The sequence below is a fragment of the Actinomadura rayongensis genome (assembly GCF_009831215.1).
Taxonomy (GTDB): Bacteria; Actinomycetota; Actinomycetes; order Streptosporangiales; family Streptosporangiaceae; genus Spirillospora; species Spirillospora rayongensis.
The window spans coordinates 1009586-1030253 of sequence record NZ_WUTW01000001.1; the positions used below are offsets into that span (position 1 = coordinate 1009586).

The following is a 20668-nucleotide window of genomic DNA, read 5'->3' on the forward strand; positions in this document are numbered from 1 at the left end:
CATTTCCGTTCGGCTTGCTGAGGGTCGTCTCCAGAGTAATGGCCGAAGGCTTCACGGGACCCGGTGTTTGGCGTGCGGCGGAACGGGGGAGGCGGGGCCGGACCCGTCGACCGGAGGAGGCACGCCATGCCGATGGACCCGCGGACGAAGCAGACCGTGCGCGCCCTGCTGGACCGGTACCCGAGCGGCTACGCCACCGAGGAGGCCGGGTTCACGGTGACGGACTCGCCGACCGGGATCTTCCGGCTGCTGTGCCTCGGGATCCTCGCCGACGACAGCACGCCGTCCGAGGGCGCGATGGCCGGGATGCGGGCCATGCTGCGCCGGGGCTTCGACGCCGTCGCCCCGCTTGCCGAGGCCGACGAGCGGGAGGTCGGCGACGCCCTCGCCCGCGCCGGGCACCCCGATCCCGAGTACGGCGCGCGGAACCTGTGCGCGGCGGCCCGCCTGGTGCGCGACCGGTGGAACGGCGACGTCAACGCGATCCACCGCGAGGACGGCGGCGACGCCCGGAAGCTCGACGCCCTGCTCGGCGAGATCCCCGGGATGGACGAGGCGGGCCGTGCCGTCTTCCTGCGCGAGGCGCAGATCTTCTGGCCCGAGGCCGGGCCGTTCCTGGACGCGCACGCCGCCCGCGCCGCCCGGCGCCTCGGCCTGCCCGACCGCGCCGACACGCTGCTGACCGACGTGGCGCGCGGCGAGCGCGAGGAGGAGCTGTCCTGGCTGGTCGGCGCGCTGGCCCTGGTGGACGCGCACGACGAGTACGGCGAGATCGAGGCCGCCGTCCGCTGATCAGCCGGGCCGTCCGGCCTCGTCGATCAGGGCGGCGAACGCGTCCGACAGGGCGTCGGCGAGCGAGGTGTAGCCCATCGCGTCGTCCTTGACGCCGATCAGCGCGGCCTGGAACACCGCCACCATCGTGGACGCGAGCACGTACGGCCGCAGGTCGGACGCCGCGTCCGCGCCCGTCCGCCGCGCGATGATCTCGGCGATGTCGCGCAGCCCGCGCTGGGCGTGCTCCAGGCTCCCGGCCAGCAGCCCGCCGCCGTCGCCGAGCAGCTTCAGCAGCAGCCGGAACCGGTCGCGGTCCGGGCCGGGGACGCCGCACTCGTGGAGCCGCGTGACCGCGACGACCGCGTTGCGCAGCGCCGTGAGCGGCGGTTCCTGCGCGGGCCGGGCGGCGAGCGCGGCGAGCAGGGCCGTCCGCTGCTCCTCCTGGACGGTCAGCGCGACGTGCTCCTTGGACGCGAAATACCGGAAGAACGTCCGCGCGGACACGTCCACGGCGTCGGCGATCTCCTCGACCGTCGTCGCGTCGTAGCCCTTGGCCGCGAACAGCGTGAAGGCGGCGTCGATGAGGGCCTCGCGGGTGCGCTGCTTCTTGCGTTCCCGCCGGCCCGCCGTCCCGGCGGGGCCGCCGGTGCCGGGCGCGCTCGCGATCATGGACGCATGCTAGTCACCCGGCGATCACGATCCAACCATGACAAGCCGGATGACCTGCGCAAGCCTCCGGTCAGCCGCCCGAGGGGGCGGGCGCCGGGTCGCCGGTCGGCGCCGTCGGCGGGTCGGACGGCGGCGGGTTCGACGGCGGGTCGCTCGGCGGGTCGCTCGGCGGGTCGCTGGGCGGGTCCGACGGGGGGTCGGACGGCGGGTCGCTCGGCGGATCCGACGGCTGCCCGCTCGGCGGCGGGTCCGACGGCGGCGGGTCCGAGGGCGGCGGAGTGGTCGGCGTGCCGGAGGCCGGCGGCGTCGTGGGCGCCTCGACCGTGTCCGGCTTGTTCTTCTTCTTGTCCTTCTTGGGCGGCGCCTGGTGCCCCTGGCCCGCCGCCGGCGGGACGATCGGCGCCGGGTCCTGCTCGTACTGGGTGAGCGGCCCGCCGTCGTGGGTCGGCGTGGGCTTGCCCGGCGTCGGGTCGTTGGCGGCCGTGTTCTGGATCGTGTGCGACGTCGTCGGCGTCTCGCCGTTCCCGGCGGACGGCAGCAGCGCGCTGACCCCGGCGGTCTTGCCGCCCGGCCACGCGGCCAGGATCCCGATCGCCGCCGCGACCGAGGCGGCGACGCCCGCGACGGCGCCCGCCGCCCGCGGCACCGCGCTCTTGCGCGCCTTCGGCGCCGGGCCGGGGCCGATGAGGACGACCGGGTTCGGGGCCGTCATCCGGGGGAGCGCCAGGGCGTCCTCCGGGCCGAGGTCGACCAGGCGGTCGCGCAGGCCGGGCGGGGCGGTGTCGGGGGCGCGGCGCGCGAGCAGGTGCGGCAGCCGGCCCTCCTCGAACGCCTCGATCAGGTCGAGGTCGGCGGGGGCCGCCCCGCGCATGAGGACGTCCAGCACCAGCGCTTCCAGCCGGGACCGCGCCCGCTGGAGGAGCTGGTGGGCGGTGTCGGGCGCGACGCCGAGGACGCGGGCGAGGTCGGCGACGTTCAGCCACTCGCCGGCCCACAGCAGCAGCGCCTCGCGGTGGTCGGCGCGCAGGGCCGCCGCCGCGCGCAGCAGCGGGTCCGAACCGGCGCCGGCGAAGGCGGGCGGGGTGCCGTCGAAGGCGCCGCGCTCGGCGCAGGCCGAGCGGGCGAGCGCGTACAGCCACAGCACGTCGTCGCCGCGCGGCGGGTGCTGGAGCGTCGCGACGAACGCGTCCGCCACGGCGTCGGCCGCCCGCCGGTCGCCGAGCAGCGACCAGGCGTAGGCGTGCAGCCGTCCGGCGTGCGCGTCGAAGAGGGAGCCCAGGTCCCCTCGCATGTGGCCTCCGTGCTGCGTCCGGCGGGTGAAACTGCTGGGTATCGCGGACTCTAACGGACAGGGTCAAGTCTGAGAAGCCCGTCCCAGCGTTCCCGCTTGTCTTTGAAGTTTCATGACAAGTCGTGATTCCTGATCCGGTTCAGCAGGGAAGGCTCCTCCCTCGTTGGAGGAGGGATGCGATGACCCGACTGACGGTGGACGGTGTCTACCAGTACATATGCGGTGTTTGTTTCAAGAAGGGGCCGCCCGGGACGGTCGGTGCGGAGACCGAATGGCTCGTCCGCGCCGTGGACGACCCGGCGGCCCGTGTCGACGCGTCCGGGGTCCGCGCGCTGGTGGCGGCGGCGGGCGCCCCGCCGGGCGGCAGCGCGGTCACCTACGAGCCGGGTGGGCAGGTGGAACTCAGTTCCAAGCCGTTCCCGAGCCTCGGCGAACTGCACACGGCGCTGTCGCGCGACGTGACGTTCCTGCGCGAGACCCTGGCCCCCGCCGGGCTCGCGCTCGCCGGATACGGGGTCGATCCGGTGCGCGGTCCGGCGTTCCAGGCCGAGCATCCCCGTTATCACTGCATGCGCGATTATTTCGTCGCCGGTGGCTTCGAGGACGCGGGCCTCACGATGATGTGCACGACCGCCTCGGTTCAGGTGTGCGTCGACATCGGCGCGGACGCCGCCGACGCGGCCCGGCGCTGGCGGCTCGCGCACGCGCTCGGCCCGGTGCTGGTCGCGGCGTTCGCGAACTCCCCGGTCCGCAGGGGCCGCAGGACGGGCCTGCGGTCCACCCGGCAGAGCGTTTGGAACGCTCTCGACCCCAGCCGGACCGGGTCCGTCCTGCGCGACGGCGAGGCGCCCGAGGAGTCCTGGACCCGCTACGCGCTGGACGCCCGCGTCATGGTCGTCCACACCGACGCGGGCGACTGGGTCGCCGACCCCGGCATGACGTTCGGCGAGTGGCTGGCCAAGGGCGAGCCGACGCTGGACGACCTCGTGTACCACCTGTCCACGCTGTTCCCGCCCGTCCGGCCGCGCGGCTGGCTGGAGCTGCGGATGATCGACGCGCTGCCGGTGCGGTACTGGCCCGTCCCGGTGGCGGTCGCGACCGCGCTGCTGGACGACCCGGTCGCGTCGGCGGTCGCCGAGGCGGCCGTCGAGCCCGTCCGGGAGCGGTGGGAGCAGGCCGCCCGCGACGCGCTCGGCGACGCCCCGCTGGCCGCCGCCGCCCGGACGTGCCTGGCCGCCGCGCTGGACGCCCTGCCCCGCCTCGGCGCGGACGCGCTGCGCCCGCTCGTCGCCGAATACGCCGACCGCTACGTCGACCGGGGCCGCTGCCCCGCCGACGACGCCCTCGGCGCCCTGACCCCCCGGGAGGCCGTGTCGTGACCGACGACCACGCCCTGAAAGAACGCATCGCCGAGGAGCTGGGCGCCGTGCGCGACCGCAGCCTCGGCCTGACCACCGACGTCCTGGACGACGCCGCGCTCACCGCGCAGGTGTCGCCGCTGATGTCCCCGCTCGTCTGGGACCTCGCCCACGTCGGCAACTACGAGGAGCTGTGGCTGCTGCGCGCGGCGGCGGGCGCGGACGCGCTGCGGCCCGAGATCGACGGGCTGTACGACGCGTTCGAGCACCCGCGCGCCGAGCGCCCGTCGCTGCCGCTGCTGCCGCCGCGCGAGGCCCGCGCGTACATCGAGACCGTCCGGGCGAGGGTCCTGGACACGCTGGACCGTGCCCGGTTCGACACGCCCGACCCGCTGACGGCGGGCGGGTTCGTCTACGGGATGGTCGTCCAGCACGAGCACCAGCACGACGAGACGATGCTCGCCACCCACCAGCTCCGGGCCGAGGGCGCGGCGCTGCTGGAGGACGGCGTCCCAGCGGCGCCCGGCGCGCCGGCCCCGGCGGACGAGGTCCTGATCCCCGCCGGGCCGTTCACGATGGGCGTCTCGGACGATCCGTGGGCCTACGACAACGAGCGTCCCGGCCACATCGTGGACCTCCCCGCTTATTACCTGGACGTTGAGCCCGTCAGCAACGCGGCCTACCAGGCGTTCATCGACGACGGCGGCTACGACGACCCGCGCTGGTGGGATCCGCGCGGGTGGGAGTGGCGGCACTCGTCCGGCAAGCGCGCGCCCGCGTTCTGGACGCGCGAGGACGGCGCCTGGACGCGCCGCCGGTTCGGCCGCGTCGAGCCCGTCCCGGCCGACGAGCCCGTCCAGCACGTCTGCTGGTACGAGGCGGACGCCTACGCGCGCTGGGCGGGCCGCCGCCTGCCGACCGAGGCCGAGTGGGAGAAGGCCGCCGCGTGGGACCCCGAGTCCGCGCGGTCGCGCCGCTACCCGTGGGGCGACGCCTACGAGGAGGGCCGGGCGAACCTCGGCCAGCGGGCGCTGCGGCCGTCGCGGGCGGGCGCCTACGCCGAGGGCGCGTCCGCGTACGGGGTGCGGCGGATGGTCGGGGACGTCTGGGAGTGGACGTCCTCGGACTTCCACGGCTACCCCGGCTTCCGCACCTTCCCGTACAAGGAGTACTCCGAGGTGTTCTTCGGCCCCGAGTACAAGGTGCTGCGCGGCGGGTCGTGGGCGACGCACCCGGTGGCCGTCCGGACGACGTTCCGGAACTGGGACTACCCGATCCGCCGCCAGATCTTCACCGGCTTCCGCACGGCCCGGGACGCCCGCTGATGTGCCGCCACCTCGCGTACGTCGGCCCGTCCCGCACGCTGCGGTCGCTGGTGTTCGACGGCGACCACTCGCTGGAGCACCAGTCGTACGCGCCGCGGATGAACGTCGGCAACGTGCTCAACGCGGACGGGTTCGGCATCGGCTGGTACGGCGACGGGCCGGCGCCGTCCCGGTTCCGGCGGCGCGACCCGCTGTGGACGGACGTCTCGTTCCGGGAGATCGCCGGTTCGGTCGCGACGGGCTGCGCGGTCGCGGCCGTCCGCTCGGCGACCGTCGGGTTCCCGGTGGACGAGAGCTGCGCCCAGCCGTTCCGGGCCGGGACGCGGCTGTTCAGCCACAACGGGATCGTCCAGGGCTTCGCGGGCGTCGAGGGCAAGCTGCGCGAGCTGGCCGCCGGGGGCCCCGTCGAGCCCGACGCCCGCGCGCCCGTCGACTCCGCCCTGCTGCTCGCCCTCGCCGCCCGCTACTGGGCGGACGGCGCCGACCTCGGGACCGGGCTCGCCGAGGTCGTCCGGACCGTCACCGGCCTCACCGGCGGCCGGTACAACCTGCTCGCCGCCGACGGCACCGGGCTCGCCGCGACGACCTGCGGCGACTCGCTGTTCGTCCGGGAGACGCCGGGCGCCGTGGAGATCGCCTCCGAGCCGACCGACGGCGCCCCCGGCTGGCGTCCCGTCCCCGACCGCGCGCTCGTGCGCGCGACCGCCGCGGGCGCCGTGACCACCCCACTCGAAGGAGACACGTGGACCGCTTCCTGACCGACGACGACCTCGCCGCCGCGCTGCGCCGCGACGTCCGGGCCGGGCTCACCGCCGACCCGAAGACGCTGCCGCCCAAGTGGTTCTACGACGAGCGCGGCAGCGCGCTGTTCGAGAAGATCACCGAGCTGCCCGAGTACTACCCGACGCGGCGCGAGCGCGAAATCCTGACCGCGCGGGCCGCCGACATCGCCGCCGCGACCGGCGCGGCGACGCTGCTGGAGCTGGGCGCGGGCTCGGGGGAGAAGACCCGGATCCTGCTGGACGCCCTGGCCCCGGCTCTGCGCACGTATGTGCCGGTGGACGTCAGCGGGGACTTCCTCGCCGACGCGGCCGGGAAGATCGCGGCCGACCATCCGGCGCTGACCGTCCGGCCCGTCGTCGCCGACTACGAGCGGCACCTGACGCTGCTGCCGGCCGGGGAGCGGCGGCTCGTCGCGTTCCTCGGCGGGACGATCGGGAACATGCCGTCCGACGCGCGGATCGCCTTCCTCGGCGGGCTGCGCGCCACGATGGGGCCCGACGACGCCCTGCTGCTCGGCGCCGACCTCGTCAAGGACCCCGGGCGGCTCGTCGCCGCCTACGACGACGCGGCCGGGGTGACCGCCGAGTTCAACCGGAACGTCCTGCGGGTCATCGACCGGGAGCTGGGGGCCGACTTCGACCCGGACGCGTTCGAGCACGTCGCCAAGTGGAACGCCGAGGACGAGCAGATCGAGATGTGGCTGCGCTCGCGGCGCGACCAGGACGTCCGGATCCCGGCGCTCGACCTCGCCGTCCGTTTCGCGCGCGGCGAGGAGATGCGCACGGAGATCTCGGCGAAGTTCCGCCGGGAGCGGCTTTCCGCCGAGCTGGCGGCGGCGGGGCTCGCGCTCACCGAGTTCTGGACGGACGCGGCGGGCGACTTCTCGCTCAGCCTCTCGCGTCCGGCCTGACCCGGTTCAGCGGCCCCGCTGCGGGTGGGTGAGCCCCAGCCGACGCAGGTCCTGGACGAGGCGGGCGGCCACGTACCGGCCGCCCGCCACGGTCGGGTGCGTGCCGTCGGGGAGGATGTAGCGCGGCGCGTTGCCCGTCCCGTCGGCGTGGTTCCCGGTGATCCAGCCCTCGGAGATCGGGTCCACGAACGGGATCTTGGCGTGCTCGGCGGTGAGCGCGAGGGCGTCCCGGACGGCCAGCGCGTCCGGCGGCGGCGATCCGTTGCCCCACAGCGGGCCGATGAGCAGCCGCCGCGTCCCCGGCCAGCGCTGCGCGGCGAGGTCGAGCAGCTCGCGGGCCGCCGCCGCGACCCGCTGCGGCGGGAACCGGGCGTCGTTGTGGCCGCCGGAGATGATCAGCAGGTCCGGCGCGGGCCGCCAGCCGAGCTGGCTCTCGAACAGCGGCTTGAACGCGACCGTGCCGGTGCCGGTGGAGACGAAGCCCGTCCCGGCGCGTCCGGCCAGCACGACCTGCCAGCCGAGCAGCCGCGCGGTCGCCGCCGCGTAGGTGTTCTCCGGGAGCGTCCCCTTCTTGCCGACCGTGTAGGAGTCGCCGAAGAACATCACGACCGGTGCCGCGCTCGCGGGCGCCGGGCTGACCGCGGCGCGTTCGGCGCCGCCCCGGACGTCGGTGCCGAACGCCGAACAGCCGGTCAGCGGGAGGGCCGCGCACAGGGCGGCGGACGCGGCGGCACGGCGCGCGCGGCGAGATCGCATGTGGGGGACTCCGCCGGGGTGGTTTCGGGGGGAAATACTGAGCCGAATCCTACTGTGGCGGAACGTTCACGATGTGCCGATCCGCCGGGCTCCGCCCCGGATCGCAGGGGGCGGAGCCCGGCGGGTCACCCGGCGGGCTCCGGGTCGTTCGCCGGGTCGTTCGCGGGCTCGTCCAGCGGGCGCAGCTCGTCGGCGTAGCTGACCGACACGCGGCGCATCACGCCCGACGGGCTCACCGAGTACTGGCCGAGGCGCCACAGCGGCGGCGAGTAGGCGTGGATGGACACGCTCGCGTCCGCCGCGCCGACGAGCCGGTGGATGTGGTCCGGGCCGAAGCCGAACGACGTCCCCTCGCCGACGCGCACGGTCAGGTGGTCGCCGCCGATGCGCGGGTTGTTCTCCTCCAGCGCGCCCTGCACGACCCGGACGGCCCCGGACGAGACGTCGTGGTCGTGCCAGCCGGTGTCGTTCTCGGGCGTCCAGCACAGGAGCCAGACGTCCACGAACTCGTCCCGGTACAGCGAGGCGTAGTGCCGCTGGTCGTCGGAGAACGCCACGTGCTGGCGCCAGACGCCCGGTTCGTCGGCCAGACGGTCGACCAGCTCCCGCAGCTCCTCCCGGTCCAGGGCGCGCGCGGGCAGGCCGTCCAGACACGAACCGCCACCGATCGCTGGAACGGCGTGGTCGAGCAGGTCACGCGGCATGGGTTCGCTCCTCTCCGGTGAGCAGGCGGTGCGGGTTGGAAACGCGGAACCCGTGCTGTGCGGCCTCGCCGAGCGCGAGGTCGCGGGGTCCCGCGTAGGGCCGGTCGGTGCCGTGCACGACGACGTCCACGCCGAGCGCGCGGACGGTCGCGTCGGCCGCCTTCGGGCCGTAGGACGAGGTTTCGAGGAACGCGTCCGGATCGACCGCGCCGCGTCCGCCGCCGCGCGCGGTCAGCCGTTCGCCGTGCAGCGGGGCGAGCCCGGCGAGCATGGCGAAGCAGACGCGCAGGCGGGGGTGGCGGGGGCGGCCGAAGGCGCGGAACGCGTACCAGGACGCGTGCATCTGCTGGACGTACGGGACGAGCGCGGGCCACCAGCCGGGCACGTCCCCGGCGGGCGCGGCGGGTCCGGGGTGGACGAACAGCGGCAGGTCCCGGTCGTCGAGCAGGTCGAGCAGGGGCGTGCAGCGGTCGAAGCCCTCCGGGTCCGCCAGGGCGGTGGCGGGCAGCTGGAGGCCGACGAAGCCGTGGTCGAGGGCTTCGGCGGCGGCGTCGGCGTCGACGGTGTGGACGTTCGCGGCGGCCCAGGCGCCGAACGGCGCGGGCAGCGCGGCGGCGCCCTCGTGGTAGGCGTCCAGCAGCGGCCGGGCCTCGCCGGGCGGCAGCGCCTCGATCCCGAGCGGCGTGGACAGCGAGACGAGCGCGCGGCCGAGGCCGTCGGCGCGGGCCAGCTCCGCGCGGGCCGCGACGTCGTGGTCCTCGGGGTGAACAGTGAAGGGCGGCTCACCGTCGAGATAGAGAGTCCACTCCTTGAGGTAAGGCGGAGTGGAGCGGGCGCGGAGCGCGGCGAGGAACGGGGGGCTCCAGAGGTGCTGGTGGACGTCGACGGCCTGCGGGCCGTCCCCTTCCCCGTTTCCGGACATGCTCCACCCCCTCCGCCGGACCTCGCGGTGAACCGGTTCAGTGAACCGCTTCAAAAGCCTACCATTCAAGTTGGAAATATCAAAAGCGTCGGAGGCGGCGCCTAGTGTGGGGAGCGTGGCGGACAAGCGGAAGCGGGCGACGATCCGGGAGGTGGCGCAGGCGACGGGCCTCTCCCCGGCGGCCGTGTCGTACGCGCTGCGCGGCATCCAGACCTCCGAGGAGACCCAGGAGCGCGTCCGCGCGGCGGCCGAGGAACTCGGCTACGAGGCGCATCCGATCGCCCGCGCGCTCGCCAGCGGGCGCACCGGCATGGTCGGGCTGCTGTGCGGCTCGTTAGAGGACTACTGGCAGCAGTCCCTCGCCACCGGCATCGGCCGCGCGCTGCTCGCCCGCGACCGCTACGCGCTGATCGTGGACGCGGGCGGCGACCCCGACCGCGAGCGGGCGCTGGCCCGGCGGCTGCGCGACCAGCGGGTGGACGGCCTCATCGTCCAGCCCCTGGACCCGGCGGCGGGCCTGTGGGCCGAGCTGGCGGACGCGGTGCCCGTCGTGTCCATCGGCGACTCGCTGCGCGGCGGACGGGCGCAGGGCGAGGTCGTGTTCGACAACCGGCGCGGCGTCACGCTCGCGCTGGAGCACCTGCGCGACCTCGGCCACGAGCACATCGGCGTCCTCACGCCGACGCGGGCGAGCACGCCGGACCGTCCGGCCGACGTCCACGTCCACGCCGAGGCGCTGCGGCTCGGGCTCCGGGTCGACGTCGCGGTCGCCCCGCAGGCGCTGGACGGCGCGACGGCCGCCGCCCACGCCCTGCTGGACCGCCCGGACCGGCCGTCCGCCGTGTTCTGCTTCTCCGACGTGATCGCCTACGGCGTGTACGCGGCCACGCGCGACCTCGGGCTCGCGGTCCCGGACGACCTCGCGGTCTGCGGCTACGACGCGCACCCGATGTCGGCGCTGCTGACGCCGCCGCTCACCACGGTCGACTGGGACATCGACGGGATCGTCCAGGCGGCGGTCGGGCTCGTCGTCGAGGTGATCGACGGGACGCCCGCGACGCGCCGGGTCGTCCGGGAGCCCTCGCTGCGCGCCCGCGCGTCCACCGTGCGCTGACGCTCCGCTATGGCGATCGTCACGTCGCTGCGGGGTGCCCGCGGGTGGCCGATACATGCCCTTCGGTGGCGAATCGGCGGTTTCCCAGCGGGGTTGCGGTAGGTTCTTGGCAATCCTGGTCGAATTGCACAAGATTTGGCGGGTCTCGGTCACGCAGGGTGTCCAAAAGATCGGGAATGACTAGTCTGGGCATAGAGCTGGGTGGACACCCGACGGAACGACGGCGCGACCGGCGCCGATGAGGACGTGAGTCGTTTGATCACCTTTGCGGGCGTGACCAAGCGCTACGCGGACGGCACCGTCGCCGTCGACCACCTCGACCTGGAGATCCCGGCCGGGAAGATCACCGTGCTCGTCGGCCCGTCCGGCTGCGGCAAGACGACCACGCTGCGCATGATCAACCGGATGGTCGAGGCCACCGAGGGGACGGTCACCGTCGACGGGCGCAACGTCCGCGACGTCGACCCGCCCACGCTGCGGCGCGGCATCGGCTACGTCATCCAGCAGGCGGGCCTGTTCCCGCACCGGACGATCCTGGACAACATCGCGACCGTCCCGTTCCTGCTCGGCCGCGACAAGAAGCAGGCTCGCGCCGAGGCCCGCGCGCTCATGGACCGCGTCGGGCTGGACCCGGCGTTCGCCGGCCGGTACCCCGCGCAGCTCTCCGGCGGGCAGCAGCAGCGCGTCGGCGTGGCCCGCGCGCTCGCCGCCGACCCGCCGATCCTGCTCATGGACGAGCCGTTCAGCGCCGTCGACCCGATCGTCCGGGCCAGCCTCCAGGACGAGTTCCTGCGCCTGCAGAGCGAGCTGGAGAAGACGATCGTGTTCGTCACCCACGACATCGACGAGGCCGTGAAGCTCGGCCACCGCATCGCGGTCTTCCAGGTCGGCGGGCGGCTCGCCCAGTTCACCGCGCCGGACGACCTGCTGGCGGCGCCCGCGAGCGACTTCGTCCGCGACTTCCTCGGCGGCGAGCGCGGCATCCGGCGGCTCCGGTTCACTCAGGAACTCGACGCCGAGCGCGACGCCGAGCGCGAGGCCGAGCGGGCGGGCGAGCGGTGACCGCGTTCGGGACGGGCGGCGAACCGCTGCTGCGGTGGAGCTACGTCCGCGACAACTACGACGGCGTGATCTGGGAGGCGCTGAAGGAGCACCTGGTGCTGTCCTTCACGCCCGTCCTGCTCGGCCTCGCGATCGCGCTGCCGCTCGGCCTGGCCTGCGCGCGGTGGCGGCGGCTGTACCCGCCGGTGCTGGCGGCGACGAGCGTCCTCTACGCGATCCCCGCGATCGGGCTGTTCGTCGTGTTCGTCGCGTTCACCGGCCTCACCTACACGACCGTGGTCGTCCCGCTGGCCCTCTACACGCTGTCGGTGCTCGTCCCGAGCGTCGTGGACGGGCTGCGCTCGGTGCCCGAGCACGTCCGGCAGTCGGCGGTCGCGATGGGCTTCGGGCCGCTGCGGCGGCTCGTCCAGGTGGAGCTGCCGATCGCGCTGCCCGTCCTGATGGGCGGGCTGCGCGTCGCGACGGTCGCCAACATCAGCCTGGTCAGCGTCGGCGCGCTCATCGGGATCGGCGGGCTCGGGCAGCTCATGGTCACCGGCATGAAGTGGCCCGGCGGCGCGTACCCGACGCCGATCGTCGTGGCGATCGTCCTGATCGTCGTGCTGGCGCTGCTGGCGGACCTGCTCCTGCTGCTCCTCCAGCGGTTCCTCATGCCGTGGGAGCGCGTCCGGCGGTCCCGGCGGCCCGCGGAGGTGACGCGGTGAACGCCCTGTGGAACGCTCTCGGCTGGTTCGGCGGCGCGGGCCGCTGGTCCGGGTCGGACGGCATCCCGAACCGGATCGCCGAGCACCTCTGGTACTCGCTGCTCGCCTTCGCCATCACCGTGGCGATCGCGCTGCCGCTCGGGCTGCTGCTCGGCCACCTGCGGCGCGGCCGGCCCGCCGCCGTGTCGGGGTTCCTCGTCCTGTCGTCGGCGAACGCGGCGCGGGCGCTGCCGACGCTCGGCCTGCTCATCCTCGTCGTCGTGGTCTCGACGGCCGGGGACATCGTCCCGATCCTCGTGCCGCTGGTGCTGCTCGCGGTGCCGCCCGTCCTCGTCAACACCTACGCCGGGGTGCAGCAGGTCGAGGCTGGCCTGCGCGACGCCGCCGAGGGCATGGGGATGCGCGGCCGGCAGGTGCTGTTCCAGGTCGAGCTGCCGGTGGCGCTGCCGCTCATCCTGCTCGGGCTGCGCACGGCCCTCATCCAGATCGTCTCGACCGCCACGATCGCCGCCTACGTGGGCCTCGGCGGCCTCGGCCGCTACATCGTGGACGGCTACTCGCGCCAGGACTACGACAGCATGGCGGGCGGCGCGATCCTCGTGATCGTCCTCGCCGTCCTCACCCAGGCCGCGTTCGCCGCGCTGCACCGGTTCGCGGTGTCGCCCGGCGTCCGCCGCCGCGCCGCGTCGGACTGACGCCCGCACGCTTGCCGACCGGGCGCGGGACCGCGCCCCCGGAGGAAGGAAACCCAACATGTCCCGGATCATCCGCGGCGCGGCCGTGCTCGCCGCCGCCGTCCTCGCACTGGCCGCCTGCGGCGGAGGCGGCGACGACGACCCGCTGGGCGGGGGCAGCGGCGGCGGCGGAGGCGCGGTCGTCATCGGCGGCGCCGACTTCCCCGAGAGCGGCCTGATCGGCGAGATCTACGCGCAGGCCCTGGAGGCCAAGGGCGTCAAGGTGCAGCGCAAGTTCGGCATCGGCTCGCGCGAGGTCTACATGAAACAGGTCCGCAGCGGCGCCATCCAGGTGTTCCCCGAGTACAACGGGGCGCTCCTGTCGTTCCTCGACAAGAACGACGCCGCCACGACCAGCGACGCCGTGGACGCCGCGCTCAAGCAGAAGCTCCCGGCGGACCTGACGATCCTGAACCCCGCGCAGGCGGAGGACAAGGACACGCTCGCCGTGACGGCCGCGACCGCCGCCAAGTACAAGCTGAAGACGATCGAGGACCTGAAGCCCGTCGCGGGCCAGCTCGTCCTCGGCGGCCCGCCGGAGTTCAAGACCCGCAAGCAGGGCGTGGTCGGCCTCCAGTCCGTCTACGGCCTGACGTTCAAGGACTTCAAGTCGCTCGACACCGCCGGCCCGATCAGCGTGGCGAACCTCAAGGACGGCAAGGTCCAGATCGCCAACCTGTTCTCCACCGACCCGGCGATCAAGAAGAACGGCTTCCTGTCGCTCACCGACCCGAAGAACGTGTTCGGCGCGCAGAACGTCGTCCCGCTCATCAACAAGACGAAGGTGGACACCAACGCGCAGGCGGCCCTGAACGCCGTCTCCGCCAAGCTGACCACCGACGGCCTCCTGGCCATGAACACCGAGATGGCCGACAAGAAGGCCGACCCCGCCACGGTCGCCAAGAAGTGGCTCACCGACAACGGCCTGATCTGACCCACCGGGCCGCGCGACCCCACCGGCCGCGCGGCCCGCACCCGCCGCCCATGCGTGTACGTGCATAGGCGTTGACCGGCGCGCGGGCGCTCCCTAGCGTCGTGGTCACGTTCACGCAGGAGCGGAGGTCGCGATGGAGCCGGTCGAGCTGACGCGTCTCGCGGGTACCTGCACCCGTGGAGACTGTCCGACGGTCTACCGCACGGACAGGGGGACGCTCGCCGTCCAGGGGAATCATCTCTCCGGCAACGAGTCGCCCGCCGGAGAAGCGATCGTCGAGATTCCCGACTGGTTGCTTCTGGAGGCGGCCCGTGCGCTTGGAGGGTGACGACTGGACGCGTTTCTTCGACTCCTTCCACCGGGACGCCTTTCGGCTGGAGACACTTCCCGCCTACGGCGTCGCGAGCGAAGAGACGGAGTACCGGATCTGGCGGGAGACCGGACGCCTCGACGTCCCCGCCGACGATGAATGGCTGGTGCGCCTGCGCGCGTTCCGGTCGGCCGGGCGGACGATCGGCCGCGTTCGCGTTCTCGCGCGCCCGCTGACGCAGTACATGAGGTACCAGTTCGCTTTTTACCCGTACAGTTCGGCGGCCGGCGAGAGCATCCGTATTCTCGATGTCACCGGTCGCGCCAATCCGGTCGCCGGCGCACAGGACTTCTGGCTGTTCGATGAATCGAAAGTCGTCCTCATGCACTACGCGGACGATGGGACGCAGACCGGACGCGAACTGCTTGAGGGTGCGGATCCGGCGCCTTATGTGGAGTGGAAGCGGCGCGCGCTCAGAGACTCGGTACCGTTCTCGGAGTACCGCGACGCGTGACGCTGGATCCAGGGCGGGCCGGAGCCGACCGCAGACAACTCGCGGCGGCCCGCCGCGACCTGCGCTCGGCGTCGGGCCTGTCCGGCGAACGGCTGGCCCGGCGCTGCCACATGAGCCAGTCGAAAATCTCACGGATCGAGAACGGCAGAACGCTGCCTTCGATCACGGACGTCGAACGCATACTCCACGCACTCGGCGCGGACCGTGATACCGGAGAGGAACTCGTCCGCCTCGCGCGGACTGCGAACACGGAGTACCAGGACGTCAGGGCCTCGGTCCGGCAGGGCTTGCACCACCGGCAACGCGAACTGGCCGGACTCGATGCGGACGCCCGAAGGCTGAGCTTTTTCCTTCCCGCCCTGATCTCCGGGCTCCTTCAGACGCCGGCGTACATGAAAAGAGCGATGGACATGGCCGTGGAGCCCGCTCAAGGCGACACGGCACGCGCCATAGCGCTCAAGCTCGAACGCCAAGCGGTCCTGCATGACGCGTCGAAAGCCTTCGATTTCCTGCTGACCGAGCAGGCCGTCCGGTGGCGGCTGTGTCCGCCCGAGACCATGTGTGAGCAGATCGACCGGATCATCGCCCTCTCGCGGCTCGACAACGTGCGCATCGGAGTCGTTCATCCGGGCCGGGACGTCGAAGTCGGGCCGATGAACACGTTCACGGTTTACGACGACCGATTGGTGACCGTGGAGATCTTCACCGGACGTGTCGTGCTGCGCGATCCCAAGGACATCGCCTACCATCGGCGGCTCTTCGCCTATTTCGAGCGTCACGCCCTCTGGGGAGACGATGCGAGGGCGCTGCTGGCCGATTTCTCCCGAGAATTCATGCGGGAACGTGACTGAACCTGCAGCCTTCGTCACCGGCGGCCTAGCGTCGTGTGCGAACGCTTCGAGGTGAGGAGTGCGGCGTGGGGAAGCATGCGGGGGACAAGCCGGTGGACAAGCCGTTCGAGCCGATCAAGCCGAGTCCGGACGGGGACCGGCCCGACAAGGGCGGCGCGCACGAGAAGGGCAAGTGAGGCCGGTGCCGGGCGCGGGCGCCGGGTGGGCGGACGGGGCATGGCGGGCGGCGGTCGAGGCGGTGCCTCGGGAGTTGTTCGTGCCGGAACGCGGGTGGTGTGTTTCCGGGGACGGGGTGGGGCGGCTCATCGACCGGTCGGCTGATCCGGAGGGGTGGGCTGCGGCGGCTTACGCGGATTGCTCGGTCGTCACGCAACTGGACGACGGCGCGAGTGACGTTGCGACGGGAGTGGGCGAGTACAGCTCGTCGCTCTCCGCGCCGGGTGTCGTGCTGGCGTTTCTGGAGCTGCTGGACCCTTACGACGGTGACGAGGTGCTGGAGATCGGTACGGGCACCGGGTGGACGGCGGGGTTGCTGGCGCAGCGTCTCGGGGACGGGAGCGTCACCAGTGTCGAGGTCGACCGGGCCGTCTTGGAGGTGGCGGCCGGGAATCTTCGGCGGGCCGGGCGCTCGCCCCGGCTCGTCCTCGGCGATGGGGCGGACGGATGCCCGGACGGGGCTCCTTACGACCGGGTGCACGTCACGGCGGGGGTTCGCCGGGTGCCGTACGCCTGGCTGGAGCAGACGCGGCCCGGCGGGATGATCGTGTTTCCGTGGATGCCGGGGTGGGAAGGCGGCCACCGCACCCGGTTGACCGTCGTCGGTGATGGGACCGCTGTAGGGCGTTTCCATGGCGGCAGCGCGTTCATGATGCTGCGGTCCCAGCGTCCTCCCGCGCCCGCCGTGGACGGCGAGGTGCGACGGTCGTCCACCGACCTGGATCCCCGGCGCGTCGTGCGGACCTCCGCCGGAGCGGACGTGGCCGTCGCGGGCGCCCTGCCCGACGTCTACGGCAACCACACGGCCGCCGAGGACGGATCGTTCGATCTGTGGTTGTGGGCCGGTGATTCCAGCGCGCACGTTCATTACGCGCCCGACTACCGGCGGTCGGCGGTGGCGCAGCGTGGGCCGCGCGATCTGTGGGACGAGCTTCGGGACGTCTTCCTGCGCTGGGTCTCCTGGGGCGGCCCCGGGCGCGACCGGTTCGGCATGACGGTCACCGCCGACGGCGACCGCATCTGGCTGGACGACCCGCGCGACGTCCTCTGATCCCGCCCGTGCGGCATGAGGAACCCCCGCCGGGGCGGGGGTTTCGGGTGGGTCAGAGGTCGAGGGCGCCGGTGCGGGCGGCGGTCAGGACGGCGGCGAAATGGGGGGCGGGGAGGATGATCGCGCCTGCCTGGCGGTCGGTGGTGTCGCGGATGCCCACTCGGCCCTGGTCGGAACCGGCCTCGACGCAACTACCGTACTCACCGTTGGAGTGGCGGGACTTGCGCCAGTTGCGGGGTTCAAACGTGCTCACAAAGACTCCCGAATATTCTTCAGCAGTTGGTGGCTCTCCTCGGTGGACATGGCCTTCGACCTGATGAGGTCGTAGGTGTCCACCAGGTCTGCGATGATATCGGGGTCTTCGATAACCCGGCCCAGCTTGCCGACCGCGCTCTGCCAAGCGGCCAGCGAACTGCCTTTGCGGGGTTCCATGAGCTGGAAATCGCCGTGGAGGCCGGGGTAGGTGACGTTCGTCTGCGCGACGATCTGAACCTGAACGTTCCACTGCTCGGTCCGCTTGAGGATCGCGTCGATCTGGTCACGGGCGAGATCCGGCCGGTTCGCGAGGCGCCGGAACACTCCTTCGTCCATGATCGCCAGGAGCCTGGCGGGGTCCTCGCCGTCCAGGATCCCCTGACGGCGGACCCGCTCTTCGGCGACGCTCTCTGCGGCCAACGGGATCAGGCCGTCGAGGGCGAGCGCCTTCACGTAGGACTCCGTCTGCAAGAGTCCGAAGACAGCCGCGAGTGAAAACGCCTTGATCGTTTTGGACGCCTTCTCGTGGTACGCGAGCGCCCGGGCCTGCTCGGGGATGCGGGAGACGTTGGCGACCTCGCGGTGACGGGTGAAGTAGTCGCCCGTCCCGAACAGTTCGTCTAGGAGTCGAGCCGTCGGCGGCTGTGGGGTGAGGTAGCCGAGTTCGTAGCGGCTGACCTGGGAGTCGTCGCAGATGAGCTTCGCGGCCAGCTCTCCCTGCGTCCAGCCCTTCTTCTCCCGATTTTCCCGGATCTCGTTGCCGTAGTACTGGGCGAAGGACTCGTTGGGGGTTGTCTTCTTCGGGGGGCGGGCCATGTCGCTTTCCTTTCGGGGGTTCCTCGGCCGTCCTTGCGGAGACTACGGCAGGAGGCCGCGAAAGGGATGGAAGTTCTGCGAAAAAACCGAGATCCCGGCTGAAGGCAAGCGTTCTGCGGAAATGCTGCGAGGCGGTTTTTCCTAACTTTCCTTTCTGTCCAATCTTTAGCACCGCACTGTGCGTGGACGGTTATTTCCACGGCCCACTAACGGGTGGGCGGCCGGTGAGGCGGGTCGTCAAAGACGCGGCGGCGGCCTTTACCGGCGCCGCCAGGTCGGGCCAGGTTTCCGGAGGACGGGCGGCGCGGCGGAAGGTAACGGTGATAGCCGCCGCCGGGTGGCCCGTGTGGTCGAACGCGCAGGCCGCGATGCTCGCGAAGCCCTCGGTGACCAGGCCGTCCTCGGCGGACCAGCCGCGTGCGGCGTCCTCGCGCAGGTCGCGGCGCAGGGCGGTCAGGGTCATCGGGGCGCGGGTCGTCCGGGTGACGAGCGGCGCCGGGAACAGGGCTCGGAGCTGGGCGGGCGGGAGGTGCGCGAGCATGGACCGGCCGCTCGCGGTGAGGTGCGCGGGGATGCGGACGCCGACGTCCGTGACCAGGGTCGCGTGCCGGGGCGGCTGCTCTTTCAGCAGGTAGAGCGTGTCGGCGCCGTGCAGGACGCCCAGCTGGACGATCTCGCCCGTGCGGTCCACCAGGCGGCGCAATAGCGGGCGGGCCAGGCGTTCCAGCGGGCCGTGCCGCAGGTAGGCCGAGCCGACCTCGAACGCTGCCACGCCTAGGCCCCAGCGGCGTTCTTCGGGGAGTGGGACGACGAAGCCTTCGGCGGCCATTTCCGCCAGCAGGTGGTAGGTGCTGGAGCGGGGCAGGCCGAGTTCGCGGGCGATCGTGGAGGCGGGCAGGGGTCCGGCCGACGCCGCGAGCAGGCGCAGCACCGCGAGGGTCCGCCGGGCGGCGGGTACCTGGTCCACAGGGGCGATTGTCTCGTATCCGAGACAGATCGAGGCTCGCGGGGCTCGTGCGGGGGCGCGTCGCATCGGTCCAATGGTGGGTATGACGTCCGTTATGGGGGCACACAGCATCGAGGTGGGGACGGCGCCGCCGTCGCCCGCCGAGGTCGTGGCGGTGGCGCGGGACGGTGCGCGGGTCGGGCTGTCGGCCGCCGCCGAGCGCGCCATGGCCGCGTCGCGGGCGCACATCGAGGAGCTGGCGGCGCGGCCGACGCCCGTCTACGGGGTGTCGACGGGGTTCGGCGCGCTCGCGTCCCGGCACATCCCGCCGGAGCTGCGGACGCGGCTCCAGCTCAACATCGTCCGGTCGCACGCGGCCGGGACGGGTCCGGAGGTGGAGCGCGAGGTCGTCCGGGCGATGATGCTGCTGCGGCTGAAGACGCTCGCCACCGGCCGCACCGGCGCGCGGCCCGAGACGGCGCGGGCGCTCGCGGCGCTGCTCAACGCGGGGATCACGCCGGTCGTCCACGAGTACGGCAGCCTCGGCTGCTCCGGGGATCTCGCGCCGCTCGCGCACGTCGCGCTGGCGCTGCTCGGCGAGGGACGGGTCCGGGACGCCGACGACCGCCTCATCCCCGCCGCCGACGCGCTGAAGCGGGCCGATCTGCGTCCCGTCGAACTCGGCGCCAAGGAAGGGCTCGCGCTGCTCAACGGCACGGACGGGATGCTCGGGATGCTCGTCCTCGCCCTGCACGACCTGCGCGGCCTGCTCACCGCCGCCGACATCGCGACCGCGATGAGCGTGGAGGCGCTGCTCGGCACCGACCGCGTCTTCGACGCCGACCTCCAGGCGCTGCGCCCGCATCCCGGCCAGGCCGCGTCGGCGGCGAACCTGCGGCTGCTGCTCGCCGGGTCGCCGATCGTGGAGTCCCACCGGGGGCCGGAGGACACGCGCGTCCAGGACGCCTACTCGCTGCGGTGCGCGCCGCAGGTCAACGGCGCGTTCCGGGACACCGTCGCGCACGCCGCGCTGGTCGCCGACCGCGAGCTGGCGGCGGCCGTGGACAACCCGGTCGTGCTGACGGACGGACGCGTCGAGTCCAACGGCAACTTCCACGGCGCCCCGATCGCCTACGCGCTGGACTTCCTCGCGATCCCGCTCGCCGACGCCGCGTCGATGGCCGAGCGCCGCACCGACCGGATGCTCGACAAGGCCCGCTCGTTCGGGCTGCCGCCGTTCCTCGCGGCCGACCCCGGCGTCGACTCCGGCCACATGATCGCCCAGTACACGCAGGCGTCGATCGTGGCGGAGCTGAAGCGGCTGGCCGTCCCGGCGAGTGTCGACTCCATCCCGTCGTCGGCGATGCAGGAGGACCACGTGTCCCTCGGCTGGAACGCCGCCCGCAAGCTGCGCCGGGCCGTGGACGGGTACGCGCGCGTCGTCGCGATCGAGCTGTTCACCGCCGCCCGCGCGCTGGACCTGCGCGCCCCGCTGCGCCCCGGTCCCGCGACCGCGACCGTCCTCGCGGCGCTGCGCCGGCACGTCCCGCCGCCCGGCCCCGACCGCCACCTGTCGCCCGAGATCGACGCCGCGACCGCGCTCGTCCGGGACGGGACGCTCGTCGCCGCCGCCGAGTCCGTCACCGGCCCGCTCGCCTGAAGGAGCCCC

22 protein-coding genes and 1 pseudogene are annotated in these 20668 nt (G+C 73.1%); 15 read left to right on the plus strand and 8 right to left on the minus strand.

All coding sequences use genetic code 11. From position 1 onward, the window contains the following. Positions 1–126 precede the first annotated feature (126 nt). Positions 127–792 carry an endonuclease gene (locus GQ466_RS04875; protein WP_161101531.1) on the plus strand — a complete coding sequence of 222 codons (666 nt, stop codon included), beginning with the start codon at positions 127–129 and terminating at the stop codon, positions 790–792. Here GQ466_RS04875 and GQ466_RS04880 read toward each other — a convergent pair whose 3' ends face one another. Together GQ466_RS04880 and GQ466_RS04885 are read right to left on the minus strand one after the other, a co-directional pair. Continuing rightward, positions 793–1443 carry a TetR family transcriptional regulator gene (locus GQ466_RS04880; RefSeq protein WP_161101532.1) on the minus strand — a complete coding sequence of 217 codons (651 nt, stop codon included), beginning with the start codon at positions 1441–1443 and terminating at the stop codon, positions 793–795. It abuts the gene before it with no gap. 70 nt (positions 1444–1513) lie between these two features. Continuing rightward, a complete protein-coding gene (locus GQ466_RS04885) occupies positions 1514–2734 on the minus strand; it encodes an RNA polymerase sigma factor (protein WP_161101533.1) in 1221 nt (406 codons plus the stop codon). Between the two features lie 179 nt (positions 2735–2913). Between GQ466_RS04885 and egtA the strand changes: the two genes are divergently transcribed. From egtA to egtD, 4 genes are read left to right on the plus strand one after another with little or no spacing between them, the layout of a single operon-like run. Next, positions 2914–4113, plus strand: coding sequence for an ergothioneine biosynthesis glutamate--cysteine ligase EgtA (gene egtA / locus GQ466_RS04890; RefSeq protein ID WP_161101534.1), 1200 nt, complete (start codon positions 2914–2916; stop codon positions 4111–4113). Further along, positions 4110–5417, plus strand: coding sequence for an ergothioneine biosynthesis protein EgtB (gene egtB / locus GQ466_RS04895; RefSeq protein WP_161101535.1), 1308 nt, complete (start codon positions 4110–4112; stop codon positions 5415–5417). Before egtA ends, egtB begins: the two co-directional genes overlap by 4 nt. Continuing rightward, on the plus strand, positions 5417–6175 hold the full coding sequence (gene egtC, locus GQ466_RS04900) for an ergothioneine biosynthesis protein EgtC (RefSeq protein WP_161101536.1): 759 nt from the start codon (positions 5417–5419) through the stop codon (positions 6173–6175). Before egtB ends, egtC begins: the two co-directional genes overlap by 1 nt. Then, positions 6160–7110 (plus strand): L-histidine N(alpha)-methyltransferase, encoded by a 951-nt coding sequence (gene egtD, locus GQ466_RS04905; RefSeq protein WP_161101537.1) that lies wholly within the window; start codon positions 6160–6162, stop codon positions 7108–7110. The genes egtC and egtD overlap by 16 nt, the downstream gene beginning before the upstream one ends. A 6-nt stretch (positions 7111–7116) precedes the next feature. Here egtD and GQ466_RS04910 read toward each other — a convergent pair whose 3' ends face one another. The 3 genes from GQ466_RS04910 to GQ466_RS04920 form a co-directional block, all read right to left on the minus strand. Then, entirely contained in the window at positions 7117–7866 is a 750-nt protein-coding gene (locus GQ466_RS04910) for an SGNH/GDSL hydrolase family protein (protein ID WP_161101538.1), read from the minus strand. A 125-nt stretch (positions 7867–7991) separates the two neighbouring features. Next, positions 7992–8570, minus strand: coding sequence for a cysteine dioxygenase (locus tag GQ466_RS04915; RefSeq protein ID WP_161101539.1), 579 nt, complete (start codon positions 8568–8570; stop codon positions 7992–7994). Then, positions 8560–9492, minus strand: coding sequence for an amidohydrolase family protein (locus tag GQ466_RS04920; RefSeq protein WP_161101540.1), 933 nt, complete (start codon positions 9490–9492; stop codon positions 8560–8562). Before GQ466_RS04920 ends, GQ466_RS04915 begins: the two co-directional genes overlap by 11 nt. A 115-nt stretch (positions 9493–9607) precedes the next feature. Between GQ466_RS04920 and GQ466_RS04925 the strand changes: the two genes are divergently transcribed. The 9 genes and pseudogenes from GQ466_RS04925 to GQ466_RS04965 all read left to right on the plus strand — a co-directional run bounded on the left by GQ466_RS04925 (position 9608) and on the right by GQ466_RS04965 (position 16982). Then, the gene (locus GQ466_RS04925; RefSeq protein ID WP_161101541.1) at positions 9608–10606 is read left to right on the plus strand and encodes a substrate-binding domain-containing protein; all 999 of its coding nucleotides are present in this window, start codon (positions 9608–9610) and stop codon (positions 10604–10606) included. A gap of 255 nt (positions 10607–10861) precedes the next feature. Further along, a pseudogene (locus tag GQ466_RS04930) lies at positions 10862–11665 on the plus strand (ABC transporter ATP-binding protein); the annotation flags it as partial. Beyond that, positions 11665–12372 (plus strand): ABC transporter permease subunit, encoded by a 708-nt coding sequence (locus GQ466_RS04935; protein ID WP_161101542.1) that lies wholly within the window; start codon positions 11665–11667, stop codon positions 12370–12372. The pseudogene GQ466_RS04930 and the gene GQ466_RS04935, both read left to right, overlap by 1 nt. Continuing rightward, complete coding sequence (locus GQ466_RS04940; protein ID WP_161101543.1) at positions 12369–13067, plus strand: ABC transporter permease subunit; 699 nt, start codon at positions 12369–12371, stop codon at positions 13065–13067. The genes GQ466_RS04935 and GQ466_RS04940 overlap by 4 nt, the downstream gene beginning before the upstream one ends. Positions 13068–13125: 58 nt before the next feature. Then, entirely contained in the window at positions 13126–14040 is a 915-nt protein-coding gene (locus tag GQ466_RS04945) for an ABC transporter substrate-binding protein (protein ID WP_161101544.1), read from the plus strand. 133 nt (positions 14041–14173) lie between these two features. Further along, on the plus strand, positions 14174–14368 hold the full coding sequence (locus GQ466_RS04950) for a hypothetical protein (protein WP_161101545.1): 195 nt from the start codon (positions 14174–14176) through the stop codon (positions 14366–14368). Then, positions 14352–14864 (plus strand): DUF6879 family protein, encoded by a 513-nt coding sequence (locus tag GQ466_RS04955; protein ID WP_161101546.1) that lies wholly within the window; start codon positions 14352–14354, stop codon positions 14862–14864. Before GQ466_RS04950 ends, GQ466_RS04955 begins: the two co-directional genes overlap by 17 nt. Further along, positions 14861–15715: a Scr1 family TA system antitoxin-like transcriptional regulator gene (locus GQ466_RS04960; protein ID WP_161101547.1), complete on the plus strand. Its 855-nt coding sequence runs from the start codon at positions 14861–14863 to the stop codon at positions 15713–15715. Before GQ466_RS04955 ends, GQ466_RS04960 begins: the two co-directional genes overlap by 4 nt. 406 nt (positions 15716–16121) lie before the next feature. After that, positions 16122–16982, plus strand: coding sequence for a methyltransferase domain-containing protein (locus GQ466_RS04965; RefSeq protein WP_337193322.1), 861 nt, complete (start codon positions 16122–16124; stop codon positions 16980–16982). 52 nt (positions 16983–17034) lie between these two features. Here the strand turns inward: GQ466_RS04965 and GQ466_RS31315 are convergent, their stop codons facing one another. From GQ466_RS31315 to GQ466_RS04980, 3 genes are all read right to left on the minus strand, one after another. After that, positions 17035–17235, minus strand: a complete 201-nt coding sequence (locus GQ466_RS31315) for a DUF397 domain-containing protein (RefSeq protein WP_161101548.1) — start codon at positions 17233–17235, stop codon at positions 17035–17037. After that, a complete protein-coding gene (locus GQ466_RS04975) occupies positions 17232–18053 on the minus strand; it encodes a helix-turn-helix domain-containing protein (protein ID WP_161101549.1) in 822 nt (273 codons plus the stop codon). Before GQ466_RS04975 ends, GQ466_RS31315 begins: the two co-directional genes overlap by 4 nt. A 190-nt stretch (positions 18054–18243) precedes the next feature. Continuing rightward, a complete protein-coding gene (locus tag GQ466_RS04980) occupies positions 18244–19020 on the minus strand; it encodes an IclR family transcriptional regulator (protein ID WP_337193323.1) in 777 nt (258 codons plus the stop codon). 94 nt (positions 19021–19114) lie between these two features. On the opposite strand from GQ466_RS04980, the gene hutH reads away from it, so the two are divergent. Then, entirely contained in the window at positions 19115–20659 is a 1545-nt protein-coding gene (gene hutH / locus GQ466_RS04985) for a histidine ammonia-lyase (protein ID WP_378186394.1), read from the plus strand. Positions 20660–20668 lie beyond the last annotated feature (9 nt).